Origin of the sequence: uncultured Modestobacter sp. (genome assembly GCF_947486615.1) — a bacterium.
Taxonomy (GTDB): Bacteria; Actinomycetota; Actinomycetes; order Mycobacteriales; family Geodermatophilaceae; genus Modestobacter.
In genome coordinates this window covers 39,780-55,127 of sequence record NZ_CANKUD010000003.1, presented here as the reverse complement: position 1 = coordinate 55,127, position 15,348 = coordinate 39,780, and the positions used below count along the sequence as shown (strand labels likewise).

Here is a 15,348-nt window from a genome sequence, read left to right as displayed (position 1 = left end):
GGGTGGCGGTGCAGCCAACTCCTGCGTCGGTCCGCTGCTCTCCATCTCCGCCCCCACCGCCAGTCCTGGTGAGACAGTGACCGTCTCGGGCGAATGGGTGCGTTCCGGTTGTGATGACGGGAGTGGCGAAGAGGAGAGGCCGTACACCGACGTCGCGGTGGTCTTCCTGCAGGCCGACCAGTCTCTCGAGCTCGCGCGGACAGATGCCTCCGGGGACCGGTTCACCGCCACGGTCGACGTGACCGTCCCCGACACTGCCGCCGCAGGGCCGGCCGCGTTCGCTCTCGCGCCCGACGACGGGCCGTGCCCGCCGGCCGTGGCTGTTCTGATCGAGGCCCCCGGGCCGACCGCGGAACTGCTGACCGGCTCCGGGGCAGAGTGTGGCAACTGGCCTGCGGCGGCGGATGCCCAGAGTGAGTTGACGCCGCTCGTCGACTAGGGCGTCGTCACTGCGGCGGGCGCGACTGGTGTCGGCGCTGCCGATGGCTCTGTCGCCCGGAAGCGGCGCACCGCTGTGGCCGCCCCCAGCATGAGTCCGACCCCGCCAAGGATCAGGAAGGCGACCGTCACTCGAGCGAGCCAAACGGGTCCACCGGTGATGACGTTCGCGGCCCACAGCACGTCCATGTCCGGGAGTCCCTGCACCAGCAACATGAACCCGACGACAGCCGACAGCATCGCAGCGAGCAGGTCCTTGCCCCGCCATGCAGCTCGGACGGCCACTGCGGTGACGGCCAGCGCCACCAGTGTGGGGAGCATGGCGGCGCCCGTCGCCAGTGCACGATCGGCGGCGGTCAGCCCCGGTTGTGGGGTCGCCGCCACGTGCCAGGCGGCCGACGCCACAGCCGTCACGAGCAGCATGGTCAGCGGCCGAGCGGATCCCGGCAAGAGGCCAGCCAGCAGGCCAGCTACCGGGATGAGCAGGTAGAACGGCCACCATGCCATGGGTTCCGGCGGGGGCGACCAGGTGAGTTCACCCGCCACCGCCACCGCGGTGTCGCCGTAGGACAGCGGGACTGTCCAGTTGATGATCGTGTGCTTCGACTCTGGGTCGGCGGCCACCTGCGGGGGTGGTGCCGACAGCATCCAGTGCGTCCGGTGGTCGTGCCAGGAGTACTCCGGTTGGGTGGACACCTGTCGCCAGTCCGGAGCTGCGCCGGGCGCAGCGTTGGCCGGCAGCGACGTCCGGCCATCACGGCGCAGGTTCAGGTGTGTCGCGGGGCTGTTCTCGTTCCGCCATACGCCGTCCGGTCCGATCCGCAGGTACTCCTCGTCGGAGTACCCGTAGACGGTGACGGTGACGGTCGAGCCGTTCAGGATCTCCAGGCTGTCGCCGAACTGCGTGACGCTGAGATCGACGCCGGGCATGGGCGAGGAGAGCTCCAGCACCCGCCCGGCCCAGTTGCTCCCCGCGACCCCGCGGTCCGTGTGGGCCTGTGCCGCCGGCGCTCCGGTCAGCATCAGGGCTGACGCTGCCAGCGCGATGACGAGCAGCCGCTGGGCGGTGGCTCGACCCGTGCCCACACCCGTCACCACCCGACCGTAGGTCACCTGTGTCGCAGTCACGGTGCATCGCCCGTGATCGCGGCGCCTGGGTCGTCGATGGACGTGACGGGAGGGAGCACGCGACACAGCATCACCTACTATGCCGCTTAGGACATTCCGGCCCCGCAATCGTTGCGGAGGGCAGGCCGCGACCTCACAGGGAGATGCGAACGTGTCATCTGGCATGGACGGCATGCGGATGCCGGTCGATCCACCGTCCCTGCTGACGCTCTTCACCCCCCAGATCGACATCACGTCCGTGTTCCCCGCATCCGCTCTCATCGCGCTGGCGCTCTACCTGCGTGGGGTCCATGCACTGCGACGCCGGGGTGTGCGGTGGCCGTGGCGCCGCACGGTGAACTTCACCCTGGGCATCGTCACCGTCCTGCTGGTAACGGCCACGCAGGTCATGGGCTACGCGATGATGCTCTTCTCGATCCACATGCTGCAGAAGATGGTCCTCGCCGTAGTCTCGGCGATGCTGATCATGCTGGGTGCTCCGGTCGCCCTGGCGGTCCGAGCGCTCCCGCGCCGGGGGTCAGCAGTGATCTGGCGGAGGTTGCTCGTCCTGGGCATGCGGTCCCGGACGGCGAAGCTGCTCACGCACCCCGTGATCACGACGACCCTGTTCATCGGCAGTCTGTACGGCTTCTACTTCACTCCCGCCTTCGACGTGCTCATGCGGCACTGGGCGGGCAGCCTGCTGATGCTGGCCTTCTTCCTGTTCACGGGGTTGCTCGCCTTCGGCGGGGCCTTCGGGTTGGATCCCTGGCCGCACCGGGTGTCGGCGCCCTTGCGACTGGTCGAGCTGGTCGTCCCGGGTCCGTTGCACGCCTTCTTCGCCGTGGCGGTGATGATGGCCAGCACCCCGTTGGTCCAGACCTTCCGTGACGTCCCGGCCAGCTGGGGCGTGGACGTCATGACCGACCAGCTGGCCGCCGGGAACATCGTCTGGGGCTTCGGCGAGGTGCCCACGATCATCGCCGTGGCGATCGTCTTCTGGCAGTGGGTGCGCTCGGACGAACGTCGAGCCCGAGCCGGCGACAAGCGGGCCGAGGTGGAGCTGGAGGCGTACAACGCTCAGCTCGCACGCCTGGCCGCGGGCCAGCGCCGGACCACGGGCTGACGATGATGACCGTCGTTCCGTGCACGGCCGCTTCGAGTTCCATCCGCCCTGCTCGGCCAGGCGATCACCGTGCAGGGCGGCCACCGGTGGATCGAGCTCCCGTGGCTCTACTGCTCGCCGTCATCGGCGGGCTCGCCCTCTGGTTGGCCTTTCCGCCCTTCGATCTCTGGCCACTGGCCGCTGTCGGGCCGCTGTTGCTGATGCTGGTCGTCTTCGGGCGCTCGGCCCGGGGCGGCGCCGCGCTCGGCATGGTGATGGGGTCCGCGTTCTTCCTGCCGCTGCTCACCTGGACCGGCGTCTTCGTCGGTGACCTGCCCTGGGTCGCGCTGTCGCTCGCCCAGGCGGCCTTCTTCGCCCTCATGGGTACGGGAGCCGCCCTGGTCAGCCGGCTCCCCGCCGCCCCGCTGTGGGCAGCCGGCCTGTGGGTGGCCCAGGAGGCCCTGCGCTCACGCCTGCCCTTCGGTGGCTTCCCCTGGGGGCGCCTGGGCTTCAGTCAGGCCGATGGGCCGTTCGCCTCCTTCGCGGCCTACGGCGGGGTCCCGCTCGTCACCTTCGGCGTCGCGCTCACCGGGACGACGCTGGCGGCTTCGGTCGCGCGTCCGGTGGGACGGCGGCTACGCCGGGGGAGCGACCGGTCGCCGTCGCGTCTTCGACGGGCACTCACGTGCGCTGCCGCGGCAATCGTCCCGGCCCTCGGATTGCTGGCGTGGCTGCCGCTGCCCGGGAGCCAGCTGTCGGAGGGGGGCGAGCCGACCACCGTCGCGCTCGTCCAGGGGAACGTCCCTCGATCCGGCCTCGACTTCAACGCCCAGCGCAGAGCGGTCCTCGACAACCACGTCCAGCAGACCCTCGAACTCGCGGAGCGGGTCGACGGCGGCGGCACCCCGCGACCCGACGTCGTGATCTGGCCCGAGAACTCCTCGGACATCGACCCGTACCAGAACCCGGATGCAGCGGCGGCCATCGACCGGGCGGCCCGCGCGGTCGACGCGCCCATCCTGATCGGTGCCGTCCTGGACGGGCCTGGTCGGTACCTGACCAATGCGGGCATCGTCTGGGACCCGGTCACCGGGCCTGGCGAGCGCTACGCCAAACGACATCCGGTGCCCTTCGGTGAGTACATGCCCGCCCGGTCGTTCTTCCGGTTGTTCAGCGAGCAAGTCGATCTGCTGCGACGCGACTTCCTGCCCGGTACCGAGCCGGGGGTCCTGGACGTGGGCGGAGTACGCCTCGGGGACGTCATCTGCTTCGAGGTCGCCTACGACGGGCTCGTCTCCGACGTCGTGGACGGCGGCGCCTCCCTCTTGGTCGTGCAGACCAACAACGCCACGTTCGGGTACACCGCGGAGAGCGAACAGCAGCTGGCCATGAGCCGCCTGCGCGCCATCGAGCACGGGCGCACCGTCCTGGTCGCAGCGACCAGTGGCATCTCCGCAGTCGTCGCACCCGACGGGACGGTCGTCGACCGCTCCGAGCTCTTCATGCCTTATGTCTTCGTCGGCTCACTGGCGCAGCGGACCCAGACGACCACGGCGACCCGAATGGGTGCCGTTCCCGAAGCTGCGCTCGCGGGGCTGTCCGGTGCTGCCGTCCTGGCCGCCCTCGCCACCGACCGTCGATCTCGGCGGGCGCGCACCACACCTGAGCACTCCATCGATGAGGAGGGTCCTCGTGACCTCTGACGCCCTGGCCGACCTCTCCGACACGCTCTTCGGGGTGGCGATCGCCATCTATGCCCTCGCCGCCATCGGCTTCTGCGCCGAACTCGCGTTCGGCCGGCCGTCGACGCGAAGTCGACCTCAGTTGGCCACGGTGAACACCGGTGCGTCGAGCTCCACTCCTCTCCCGGCGGCCAGTGGCGCAGCCGGGCGACCCCAGGCAGCACGGTGGGGCCAGCTGGGTGTCGTCCTGACCGCGGTCGGAGCGCTCGCACAGGCCGGCGTGCTCGTCACGCGCAGTGCGGCTGCGGGGCGTGTGCCGTGGGGCAACATGTACGAGTTCGCCACGGCGGCGGTTCTGGTCGGGGTGCTCGCCTACCTGTTCCTGGTGATCCGGGTGCCGGGCCTGCGGCGGATCGGCGTGTTCGTCCTGGGGCCGACGGTCATCGGACTGGTCCTCACCGGCTTGCACCTGTACGCGGAGTCCGGACCGCTGGTCGCCGCGCTCAGGTCAGACTGGCTCGTGGTGCACGTGTCCGCCGCCATCCTCTCGTTCGGCGTCTTCATCGTCAGCGGTGTGGCCAGCGCGCTCTACCTGGTCGCAGCCCGGTCCGAACGGTCGGCGTCAGCGGCCGGCGGTGGCGAGCAAGGCCGGGGTGGCAGGCTGCCCAGCGCGGAGACGCTCGACCGGGTGGCGCATCGGACAGCCATCTTCGGCTTCCCGGTCTGGACCTTCGCCGTGATCGCCGGCGCCATCTGGGCGGAGAGCGCCTGGGGCCGCTTCTGGGGCTGGGATCCCAAGGAGACGTGGGCCTTCATCTCCTGGGCGCTGTACGCCGCCTATCTGCACGCCCGCAACACCTCGGGGTGGCGCGGCAGGCCGGCCGCCTGGACCAACCTGGTGGCGCTGGCCACCCTGGTGTTCAACCTGCTCTTCGTGAACCTCGTGTCCACCGGGCTCCACTCCTACGGTGGGGTCTCATGAGGCGGTTCGTTACCGGACCGTGACAACTAAGCTCCTTCGTAGTAGCGTCTCGATCCGGTCCACCCGGGCCCTGCTCCTCGCACCGAGGACCTCGGGTGGACACGCCGAACCACCACGGCCTCGCCGAGGTGGACCGGGGACCCACGTCTCTTGGGGTGAATCCTGCGTGCGCAGGTAGGGCAGCTTCCCGTCCGAACCCGTCAGCTAACCCGGTAGGCAGTCAGGAAGAACGGAGAACCGTCGCCTTGGCGACCCTGCCTCACTGGAACTCGTACCCGTCCAACCGTCGCCCGCCGGCGCGCTGGGCGCCGTTGGGTGTTGCCGCGGCTGTCGCCGTGCAGCTGGCACTCACGTCACCGGCCGCGATCGCAGCCCCCGGCGACCGCGTCGCTGAGCAGAACCCTGCCCAGTCGACGTTGGATGCGGCCAACGCTGAGATCGACCGAGTCGAGCAGCTCCTGGCGGCGGCCGAGTCGGAACTGCAGCGACTGACGGTCCTCGCCGAAGCCGCCGGTGAGGCGTCACGCCTCGCAGAGCGAGAGCTGATGACCGCCCAGGCCGCAGCAGCCACCACTGCCGCAGAACTGGCCGCCGCTCAGGTTGCCACTGTCGCTGCCAGGGAAAGCGTCGCCGATCTCGGGCGCGAGACCTACATGGGCGCCGACTCCCTGAGCAACACGGTGACCCTTCTGGAGGCCCGTGGTCCGGATGACCTCCTCGAGCGCGCAGCCATGCTCGAGCTGATCGGCGACGACCGCGCGGAGCGGCTGAGGGCGCTGGAGGACGCCGAGGACCAGGTCGAGCGCGCGGACCAGGCCGCCCGTGACGCGGTTGCCGCCCGCGACACGGCTGCCCAGGCGGCTCAGCAGGCCGAGGCCGATGCTCGAGCCCAGCTCGCTCAGGCGCAGGTGGGCTATGACGCTGCGGCGGGCCAGAAGGCGGCGCTGGATGAGCAGTTGCGAGCCGCGCAGGTCCAGCTCTTGACGCTTCAAGGAGACGATGACCCGGACGCGACCATCGAGGAACGGCGGCAGGTGGCGAGCGCTGCTTCGGCCGCGGGCACGGGGTCGCTGGCCGCCGGACGGGTCACCTCGTGCTTCGGCAGTCGCTGGGGGACGAACCACAACGGCGTGGACATCGCCGCACCGATCGGCACGCCCATCTACGCCCCCGACGCGGGTGTCGTGTTGCACGCCGGCCCGGCCAACGGATTCGGTTTGGCGGTCTACATCCAGCACTCGGACGGGACCATCACCCTCTACGGCCACATCAACCAGGCATTCGTCTCGGCCGGGCAGCGCGTCTCCGCCGGAGAGCAGATCGCCGAGGTGGGCAACCGTGGCCAGTCCACCGGGCCGCACGTGCACATAGAGGCGCACACCGGCGGGCTGTACGCCAACCGCGAGAACCCGGCTCCCTGGCTCGCCGCACGGGGCATCTCCCTGGGGGGTGCGTGCTCCGGTTGACCAGGTGGGCCTGCCAGTGCTCGTCCGTTGGTGGGACCCTGCGCGCACGTTCGAGGCTCAGAGACCTCGACTGCCTAGGCTGACCGTGGGACAGAACCGAGTGGGACGGGAAGGCGTGCGTCTGACCGTCTGGCCGGCAGCGGCGCGTCGTCGAGACGGCCAAGAGAGGTGGGGGTGTGCGCCCGTTCGGTGAATTGGAAGCGGCGATCATGGCGGAGCTGTGGCGTCGCGGTGAACCGGCGACGGTGCGCGATGTCCTGGGGGCTCTCAACTCCTCGCGAAACCTCGCCTACACGACCGTCATGACCGTGATGGACAACCTCCACAAGAAGAACCAGCTCACCCGGGAGATGTCCGGCCGAGCGTGGTTGTACCGGCCGGTCCGTAGTCGCGCCGAGCATGCCGCAGCGTTGTTGCAGCACGTCCTCGCTGAATCGGGGGACCAGCAGGAGGTGCTCATGCACTTCGTCGCCGAGCTGCAGCCAGACGCGGTCGCGCAGCTGCGCACCGCCGTGGAAGCCGCTCGTTCCGAGTCGCAGGCCCCGCCAGGAGACCGAGCGTGAGCGCCAGCCTGGCACTCGCCGCGATCGGTGTCGCCATCCTCGTCCTCGGCCCACGACTGGTGGATGCAGGGTGGACTGCTCAGGCTCCTCGGCTGGCGATCCTCGCCTGGCAGGCACTGACCTTCACGGCGGTCGCCACGTTCGTGCTCGCTGGAGTGACGCTGCTGATCCCCATCACCACCCTGGCGGGCGGCCTGGGGCGGGTCTTCCATGCGTGCGCGGAGAGCGTCGCCAACGCCTACGGATCGGCTGAGTTCCCGTCCGGCGCACTGGTCGGGATCCTGTTGGCCGGGCTGATGCCCCTGTGGGTGCTGTCCTGCGTCACGTGGGAGCTCGTGTCGGGTTGGCTGCGCCGGCGGGAGCTGCACCGATCGATCGACATGGTGGCCGAGCCGGATCGTGGGCTGGGCGTGCTGGTCGTGGACGCCTCGGCACCCGCCGCCTTCTGCGTTCCCGGGCGCACGTCGCGCATCGTGGTGACCACCGGCACCTTGGACGCGCTGTCCCACGACGAGCTCCGGGGTGTCCTGGCGCACGAGGCGGCGCACCTCCGGGCTCGCCACAACCTGGCAGTGACGATGTCGCAGGCGCTGGTGCGCGCCTTCCCGCGCGTGAGGCTCTTCAGGGCGGCGTCGGCCCAGACACGGCAGTTGATCGAGCTGCTCGCGGATGATGCTGCAGCTGCCAGCGTCGACCGGGTCAGCGTCGCCTCGGCCATCGTCAGTCTGGCCGAGATGCGCGCGCCGGCAGCCGCCATGGCCATGGCGCAAGAAGGTGCGGTCCTCCGGGTCTCGCGGCTCCTCCAGCCACTCACGCCGATCGACCCGTGGCGCCACCGGCTGCTCGCCGGGGGGCTGTGGGGCGTCCTGCTCACCCCCGTCCTGATCGCCGGACTGCCCACACTGTCCGCAGCTCTCAGCGACCTCTGCAACATCTGAGACAGGAGCGAAGCCGTGCGCCAGCCGTACGAGGTGACTTAGTAGAGCGTGGGTACGCTGCTGAAGTGCATCCCGAACTGAGCCGGCGAACGCTCCTAGCCGGAGGTGTCGCCGGATTGGCCGGTGTCGCCCTCGCTGCCTGTGGCGGCAACCCGGCCACGGAAGCCGAGCCCACCGAGACTGCAGCCGGCGCGGGGACGGTCTCCGTCGGCTCAGATGGCGTCCAAGAACTCACCATCCTGGTCGATGACGACTACGTGTTCGTGCCAGCGACCTTCACCGTTGCGCCGGGGCAAGTCCGATTGACGCTGACCAGCAAGGCCGAGCAGCTGACGCACAACCTGCGCTTCACGCCCGGCGAGGGCCCGGTGGACATCGCCGAGCAGATCCCGATCCTGGCCCCCGGCAACAGCGAGACGTTCGACTTCGCGGTCGAGCAGCCCGGCGACTACCAGTACGAGTGCTCCTTCCACGTCGCGCTGGGCCAGATCGGGACGATGACCGTCGCGGCCTGAGGTCGGCCCGCCAGGACATCGCCGGTCTCACTCGCCGACCCGTCGTGGACAGACGCCAACCCGGTCGCGACTGAGCCCGTGAGGTGACGGAGGGTCTCGGCGTCCCGTCGACCAGATCACAGCGCCCTGAAGCCCGGCGACGACCCAGCTCTCCTATCATCGCTAGTACGCAAGCCTCGGCTCTCTGATGCGGGCCGTGGCGTCGATCCGGCTGGGGGGAGCTCGGTTGTCCGACGACGGTGCGCGACCGTCGGAGTCCACCGACGGCGGCGCTCGACCGGGGCTCTCGAGGCGGGGGCTCTTCCGCGTTGCGGGCGTCGGGGCGGCCGGGATGCTCGCTGCCGGTGTGACGGGCGGAGCCGTCGGTCGGATCACGGCCAATGACGGCCCTGCGGATGTGGCCGTGTCTCCGTTGCCCGACGACTCGCCCAGGGCGATGGTCCGGTTCGCCGGTGAACACCAGGCAGGCATCATCACTCCTGCGCAGGACCGGTTGCACTTCGTTGCCTTCGACGTCATCACAGACAGCCGCGAGGATCTCGCAGCGCTGCTCCGGACGTGGACTGCGGCCGCGGCCCGTCTCACGAGCGGGCAGCCGACAGGCCCAGACGACACTGGTGAGGCCCAGGACCTGCCGCCGGCTGGGCTCACCATGACCATCGGCTTCGGTACGACGCTCTTCACGGCCGACGACGGCACCGACAGGTTCGGGCTGGCCGGGCACCGCCCCAGGTCGCTCGTCGAGCTACCGCCGTTTCCGGGTGACCGGTTGGACCCGGCGATCAGTGGCGGCGATCTGTGCGTGCAGGCGTGCGCGAACGACCCCCAGGTGGCCGTACATGCCGTCCGGAACCTCGTGCGCCTGGGGGCCGGCGTCGTGCGGGTCCGATGGACACAGCTCGGATTCGGTCGGACCTCGTCGACGAGCTCCGCCCAGGCCACGCCGCGCAACCTCCTCGGCTTCAAGGACGGGACGGCCAATCTCAAGGCGGAGAACGGGCAGGCGCTGGACCACTTCGTCTGGGTGGGCGAGGACGACGTGGACTGGCTGCGTGGCGGCTCCTACCTGGTCACCCGCCGGATCCGGATGCTGATCGAGGACTGGGACGTGCTCCCTGTGCCCCAGCAGGAGGCGGTCATGGGCCGCACCAAGACAGCGGGAGCCCCTCTGGGGCAGGTGGCGGAGTTCGACCCGACGGACTTCGCGGCCGTCCGGGACGGGCAGCCTGCCATCCCTCGCGACTCGCACGTCTTCCTCGCGCACCCCACCAACGCCGGGACAGCGATCCTGCGCCGCGGGTACAGCTTCGTCGACGGCACCGGCCCGGACGGACGGCTCGATGCCGGTCTGTTCTTCATCGCCTACCAGCGCGATCCGCAGACCGGGTTCGTCCAGGTGCAGCGCAACCTCGCCGGGGATGCACTCAACGGCTTCGTCGAGCATGGCTCCTCCGCCGTGTTCGCGTGCCCGCCCGGGGTGGTCGACGAAGACGACTGGTGGGGACGCGCCCTCTTCGAGTCGAGCCCCTGACGGCGATCGCGGGCCGGCGCTGCCCACGGCCACGGTGCCCAGGAGTGGCCCCGCGACGTGACCGTTGGCTGCGTCAGCGGTGACCTGGGTGTTCGTGCGTCGCGTGCAACCGCGGCTCCAGTTGGATCGTCGAGTGCTCGACGCTGATCGGGAAGTGGCTGGCCAGGCAGGACTGCAGCTGGTCGAGGACCCGGGGCGCATGGCCGTCCTGAAAGCAGGAGTCGTCGACCACGACGTGTGCGGTGAGCACCGGCAGCTCGCTGGTGATCTGCGAGGCGTGCAGATCGTGGACGTCGAGCACGTGTGACTGGCTGAGCAGGTGCGTCCGCACGTCGTCCAGGTCCAACCCAGGGGGTGCGCTCTCGAGTAGCACGGACACCGTCTCGCGCAGCAGCTTCAACGTGCGGGGGACGATCAGCAGGGCGATCAGCATGGACACCACCGCGTCCGCCTGGAGCCATCCGGTGAGCGCGATGATCAGCGCAGCCAGCAGAACGGCGACCGACCCCAGAGCGTCGTTGACCACCTCCAAGAACGCCGCCCGCATGTTCACGTTGCTCCCGCGGCCACGGGTGAGCACCAACATCGATACGAGGTTGCCGACCAGGCCGATGACCCCGAACACCACCATCGCGGTCGAACCGACCTCCGGGGGCTCGAACAGCCGGCGGATGCCTTCGATGAAGACGTACACACCGACGGCGAGGAGCACTGCGGCCTGGAGGGTGGCGCCGAGCACCTCCGCTCGGCGGTAGCCCCACGTGCGTTTCGGCGTCGCTGGGCGCAGCGCGAGGTTGGCCGCGATCAGGGCGATGGTGAGGCCGGCAGCGTCGGTGAGCATGTGCCCGGCGTCCGCCAGCAGGGCAAGGCTCCCCGACACCACCGCCCCGATCACCTCGACGATCAGCACGGTGGTCGTGATGGTCAGGACGATGGCCAGTCGCCGGCGGTGGTCAGGACTGCTTGCTCCAGTGCCTGCGCCGTGGTCGTGCCCGTGGTCGCCGCTCATGGCTTCGCTCCCGTCGACTGGTGGACCAAGGGCCGGCGCCCGATGCCGGGGAGGAAGCGGCCGACTCGGGCTGCATAGCGGTGGTAGTCGGCGCCGTGGGCGTGGGCGAGGTGTGGCTCCTCGATGAGCCGCACCTGGAGCTCCACAGCCGCCAGGAGGCACAGGAGCGCTGCGATCGAGACAGGCGTGGGGACCATGAGGGTCACCCCGGTCTGCGCGGCGAGCATGGCGGTGAAGACGGGGTTGCGGACGACCGCGAAGGCCCCATCCGTCACCAGGCCGGTCAGCTCGGTCTCGTCCACCCCGATGCGCCAGGACTCGCCCATGCCGGATTGTGCAGCCAGCACCCCGGCGAACCCGATGAGCGCGATGACCAGGCCCGTCACTCCGAGCGCGTCGGCCAACGGCCCGTCCGGCGTCCTGGACAGGTCCATCACGGCGAGAGTCGGCGCCATCGGCCCCAGGATCAGGGCGACGACGAAGAGCACGCCGGCCCACCACTGCAGGGACCCGGGCGCTCCGGAGATGCCGCGGAAGCCCGAGTCACCCGTTCGTCGGGCGTGGACCCAGCTGCGCAGGCCGAAGACGACGACCAGCCCGCCGACGTACAACGAGAGCGCGGCGACGTTCATGACGTCGCGCTCGGCGAGGAGCAGCAGGAGCACCCAGGTGAGCAGCCGCAGTCGTCCTCGCCCTCGGTTGTGAACCGCAGAGCTGCAGCCGGCGAGCAGCAGTCGTCCCCGGACCAGGCTTCGCGGCCCTCCCGCACGGCGACCACGGCGATCACCAACGCCGCGACGGGATCGGCCCAAGCCCAGCCGAAGAGGCTGTTGAGCGCCAGCCCGACGAGCAGGACGGCCGACAGGTACGTGCACAGCAAGGTCTGCTTGGAGTCGGCTACGGCTGAAGCCGAACCCAGTTCGCGGCCGGCCCGACGCTGGGCGTAGGAGAGCCCGGGCATGACCGCCAGGCTCACCGCCGCCAGGACGAGACCGACAGAGGAGTGCTCCGCCTCTCCGGACCCCAGCAGCGACCGGAGCGCGTCAACGGTGACGAAGGCGGCGAGCGCGAAGAACGACGCACCGATGACCTTCAAGGCCACCCGCTCCCGCGCCTCGGGATCGCGGCCGGCGAACTGCCAGGCCACGGCCGCAGCAGACGACACCTCGATGACCGAGTCCAGACCGAAACCGATCAGCGCAGAGGACGATGCCCTCGCTCCGGCGGTGAGTGCCACGACAGCTTCGATGACGTTGTAGGCGATCGTCGCGGCCACGAACCACCGGATGCGGCGAGCGAGCAGTGCTCGACGGTCGGTGGTGGGAGTGGTGGTCGGATGGCTGGTTGACAGGTGGACGGCTTCGGCGGCCATCAGCAGCAGTCCTCGTCCGCGGCGGTCGGGCAGGCGGCGGGGTCTACGGCGAGGACGACACCGAGCAGGTCGCCGAGGGCGTGAGCCAGGCGCGGATCGGTCAGTTCGTACCGGGAGCGGCGCCCCTCCGGCACGGCCACCACCAGGCCGCACCCTCGCAGGCAGGCGAGGTGGTTGGACAACTTCTGCCGGGTCACGTCGAGCAGTTCAGCCAGCTCGGAGGGGTAGCCAGGACCTTCGCGCAACGCCAGCAGGAGCCGAGTGCGGGTCGGGTCCGACAGGGCGTGGCCGAATCGAGCGAGGACCTCAGCATGCAGGACGGGCATCACGAGACCAGACAGTACAGCGATAACTGAATTCAAGAAAGCGTGAATCGTCAGGCGTTGGCGACAACCTCCAGGTCTTGCGCGATCTCGGCGGAGGTGTCACCTGCGGAGAACATGACGCGGGCCAGGTCGTCGGTACCGAACAGGTAGAGGCTCGTGGCGTGCATGGTGCCGTTGCCTTCTGCCAACGGCACTTCCGCTGCCTCCTGTGCGGCCTCGACCGCAGCCTGCGTGCCGGTCAGGCCGATGAAGCGGTTGGGCAGTCCAGCGTCGAACCGAGCCAGGTAGCTGCCCAGGAAGTCGGCCGTGTCCCGCGCCGGGTCGGTCGTCACGAACACCACCTGGGTTCGAGCCGCGACGTCCTCTGGCACGGAGCGCAGTGCCAGAGCGACATCGGCCATGGTCGTCGGGCAGACGTCTGGGCAGTTGGCGTACCCGAAGAACAGCATCGTCGGCTGGCCGGCGGTCGCTGCCGCGAAGTCGTAGGTCGCGCCGGTCTGGTCGGTCAGAGTGAAGGCTGGGCGCGCCTTGGGCTCGGGCAGCTCGCGTCCCGCGTACGGTCCTTCGTCCGCTGAGGAGGACACCGACGCCGCGCCTACGTCGTGCGTTGCGGCATGGGTGTCGTCCGTGCCGCAGGCGGCGAGGACCGTGGTCAAGCCCACGCCTGCGAGCGCAAGCAGTGTCTTCCTGGCGGGTTCTGCCCTAAGCACGTTAGTAGCCTAAGCGTTGACCCGGGAACTGGGGCGATCTGTCCGACGACTGTCTCCCCGGCGGCTCCGATCGGTCGCCTCCGATCACCGAGAGGCGACACGTGTCGACCACGCCGTACAAACCCGATGACTCGACGAAAGCGCCGACTGTCGTCGCACCGGTGGTTCGACCGGCGCAGCGAGGTGGCCTCGTCCCGTTGCTCATGCGGCTCCACTTCTACGCGGGAGTCCTCGTCGCGCCCTTCATCGTCGCGGCCGCCGTCACCGGGCTTCTATACACCCTCTCTCCGCAGATCGACCGAGTGCTCTACGCCGACGAGCTGTGGGTGGCGGAAGTCGGTGACCGGACCCTTCCGCTGGGCGAGCAAGTGGCGGCGGCTCAGACCTTCGAGACCGGCCTGGACATCGCCTCCGTCCGCGTGTCAGACGCTCCGGACCGGACGACGACGGTGACCTTCAGTGATCCGACTCTGGCGAACGACCGCGAACGCAGCGTCTACGTCGACCCCTACACCGGGGCGGTGACCGGCGAGCTGGTCACCTGGTTCGGATCGACCCCGGCAGTCACCGCACTGGACGACCTGCACCGCAACCTGCTCCTGGGCGACCTGGGACGGCACTACTCCGAGATCGCCGCCAGCTGGCTCTGGGTGGTCGCCCTCGGTGGGCTGGTGCTCTGGCTGCGTCGGCGCCGAACGGCATCGCGCATCCGCCGGACTCTGCTTCCCGACATGTCGGCCACCGGCCGGCGGCGCACCCTGTCCTGGCACGGCGCGACCGGTGTCTGGCTGCTCGTCGGTCTCCTGTTCCTGTCCATGACCGGGCTGACCTGGTCGCGGTTCGCCGGTGAGCGCTTCAGCTCGCTGCTGACGTCACTGGACGCCACCAACCCCGGCGTGCAGACCGTGATCGAAGGGCCCGGTGACCCGACCGCAGGCGAGCACGCCGGGCACGGCGGTGCCGCAGCCGTCGCACTGGACGTAGGGCAGCTCGAGGCTGTGGTTGCGGCGACCTCGGAGGCTGGCATCAGCGCGCCATACGTGGTGACTCCTGCAGGGCCTGGCAGTGCGTGGACGGTGGCGGAGGACGACGATCGCTGGCCGGTGCAACAGGACGAGGTGGCCGTGGACCCGGAGACCGGCGAGATCTTCGACGCGAACCTCTGGTCAGACCGGCCGGTCCTGTCCAAGTTGTCGACGGTGGGCATCGCGGCACACATGGGGCTGCTCTTCGGCCCGGTGAACCAGCTGCTGCTCGCCGCGTTGGCCTTGGGGCTGCTGTGCGTCATCTTCTGGGGATACCGGTCCTGGTGGCAGCGCCGTCCGCGCCGTGACGGTGCCCGGGTCGGCCGAGCGCCGCGGCGGGGCGCTCGGCGCGGCGTCCACCCGGCGGCGCTGGTCGTCGTGCTCGGCGTCGCTGTGGCGCTGGGGTGGGCGTTGCCCTGGTTCGGCTGGACGCTGCTGGGCTTCCTGGTGGTGGACGGTCTCCTCGGTGCCCGGCAGGCAAGGCGCGGGGAGCCGTCGCCGGTCGACGCTGACCAGCCGCGCGACGCGGAGGATGAGTACGAACTCCTCCGCTGAGGACCGACCCCATGTCGCTCCGGC

General features: G+C 70.0%; 16 protein-coding genes and 1 riboswitch. Of the genes, 10 read left to right on the top strand and 6 right to left on the bottom strand.

The window, feature by feature from the left end:
* Window positions 1-76: 76 nt before the first annotated feature.
* Window positions 77-439, top strand: coding sequence for a hypothetical protein (locus Q1A09_RS06445; RefSeq protein ID WP_299952691.1), 363 nt, complete (start codon window positions 77-79; stop codon window positions 437-439).
* Here the strand turns inward: Q1A09_RS06445 and Q1A09_RS06440 are convergent.
* A complete protein-coding gene (locus Q1A09_RS06440; protein WP_299952689.1) occupies window positions 436-1,551 on the bottom strand; it encodes a hypothetical protein in 1,116 nt (371 codons plus the stop codon). The genes Q1A09_RS06445 and Q1A09_RS06440 overlap by 4 nt on opposite strands.
* Window positions 1,552-1,717: 166 nt before the next feature.
* On the opposite strand from Q1A09_RS06440, the gene Q1A09_RS06435 reads away from it, so the two are divergent.
* From Q1A09_RS06435 to efeB, 8 genes are all read left to right on the top strand, one after another.
* Entirely contained in the window at window positions 1,718-2,671 is a 954-nt protein-coding gene (locus Q1A09_RS06435; RefSeq protein WP_299952687.1) for a cytochrome c oxidase assembly protein, read from the top strand.
* 101 nt (window positions 2,672-2,772) lie between these two features.
* The gene (gene lnt, locus Q1A09_RS06430; RefSeq protein WP_299952686.1) at window positions 2,773-4,353 is read left to right on the top strand and encodes an apolipoprotein N-acyltransferase; all 1,581 of its coding nucleotides are present in this window, start codon (window positions 2,773-2,775) and stop codon (window positions 4,351-4,353) included.
* Between the two features lie 34 nt (window positions 4,354-4,387).
* A complete protein-coding gene (gene ccsB / locus Q1A09_RS06425) occupies window positions 4,388-5,314 on the top strand; it encodes a c-type cytochrome biogenesis protein CcsB (protein ID WP_299952684.1) in 927 nt (308 codons plus the stop codon).
* A 92-nt stretch (window positions 5,315-5,406) separates the two neighbouring features.
* A riboswitch (cyclic di-AMP (ydaO/yuaA leader) is annotated at window positions 5,407-5,547 on the top strand.
* 102 nt (window positions 5,548-5,649) lie between these two features.
* Window positions 5,650-6,780, top strand: a complete 1,131-nt coding sequence (locus Q1A09_RS06420) for a M23 family metallopeptidase (protein ID WP_299952682.1) — start codon at window positions 5,650-5,652, stop codon at window positions 6,778-6,780.
* Between the two features lie 176 nt (window positions 6,781-6,956).
* On the top strand, window positions 6,957-7,343 hold the full coding sequence (locus Q1A09_RS06415; RefSeq protein ID WP_299952680.1) for a BlaI/MecI/CopY family transcriptional regulator: 387 nt from the start codon (window positions 6,957-6,959) through the stop codon (window positions 7,341-7,343).
* The gene (locus Q1A09_RS06410; RefSeq protein ID WP_299952678.1) at window positions 7,340-8,281 is read left to right on the top strand and encodes a M56 family metallopeptidase; all 942 of its coding nucleotides are present in this window, start codon (window positions 7,340-7,342) and stop codon (window positions 8,279-8,281) included. The genes Q1A09_RS06415 and Q1A09_RS06410 overlap by 4 nt, the downstream gene beginning before the upstream one ends.
* A gap of 65 nt (window positions 8,282-8,346) precedes the next feature.
* Window positions 8,347-8,796 (top strand): plastocyanin/azurin family copper-binding protein, encoded by a 450-nt coding sequence (locus tag Q1A09_RS06405; RefSeq protein WP_299952677.1) that lies wholly within the window; start codon window positions 8,347-8,349, stop codon window positions 8,794-8,796.
* A 226-nt stretch (window positions 8,797-9,022) separates the two neighbouring features.
* Window positions 9,023-10,327, top strand: a complete 1,305-nt coding sequence (gene efeB / locus Q1A09_RS06400) for an iron uptake transporter deferrochelatase/peroxidase subunit (protein ID WP_299952675.1) — start codon at window positions 9,023-9,025, stop codon at window positions 10,325-10,327.
* Window positions 10,328-10,400: 73 nt separating this feature from the next.
* Here efeB and Q1A09_RS06395 read toward each other — a convergent pair whose 3' ends face one another.
* The 5 genes from Q1A09_RS06395 to Q1A09_RS06375 are packed head-to-tail and all read right to left on the bottom strand — an operon-like array spanning window position 10,401 to window position 13,696.
* Complete coding sequence (locus Q1A09_RS06395) at window positions 10,401-11,336, bottom strand: cation diffusion facilitator family transporter (protein WP_299952673.1); 936 nt, start codon at window positions 11,334-11,336, stop codon at window positions 10,401-10,403.
* Window positions 11,333-12,001 carry an isoprenylcysteine carboxylmethyltransferase family protein gene (locus Q1A09_RS06390; RefSeq protein WP_299952671.1) on the bottom strand — a complete coding sequence of 223 codons (669 nt, stop codon included), beginning with the start codon at window positions 11,999-12,001 and terminating at the stop codon, window positions 11,333-11,335. The genes Q1A09_RS06395 and Q1A09_RS06390 overlap by 4 nt, the downstream gene beginning before the upstream one ends.
* On the bottom strand, window positions 11,965-12,708 hold the full coding sequence (locus Q1A09_RS06385) for a cation transporter (RefSeq protein ID WP_299952669.1): 744 nt from the start codon (window positions 12,706-12,708) through the stop codon (window positions 11,965-11,967). The genes Q1A09_RS06390 and Q1A09_RS06385 overlap by 37 nt, the downstream gene beginning before the upstream one ends.
* Complete coding sequence (locus Q1A09_RS06380; RefSeq protein ID WP_299952667.1) at window positions 12,708-13,034, bottom strand: helix-turn-helix transcriptional regulator; 327 nt, start codon at window positions 13,032-13,034, stop codon at window positions 12,708-12,710. Before Q1A09_RS06380 ends, Q1A09_RS06385 begins: the two co-directional genes overlap by 1 nt.
* Window positions 13,035-13,084: 50 nt before the next feature.
* Complete coding sequence (locus Q1A09_RS06375) at window positions 13,085-13,696, bottom strand: SCO family protein (protein ID WP_299952665.1); 612 nt, start codon at window positions 13,694-13,696, stop codon at window positions 13,085-13,087.
* A gap of 251 nt (window positions 13,697-13,947) precedes the next feature.
* On the opposite strand from Q1A09_RS06375, the gene Q1A09_RS06370 reads away from it, so the two are divergent.
* Window positions 13,948-15,324, top strand: a complete 1,377-nt coding sequence (locus tag Q1A09_RS06370) for a PepSY domain-containing protein (RefSeq protein ID WP_299953595.1) — start codon at window positions 13,948-13,950, stop codon at window positions 15,322-15,324.
* Window positions 15,325-15,348 lie beyond the last annotated feature (24 nt).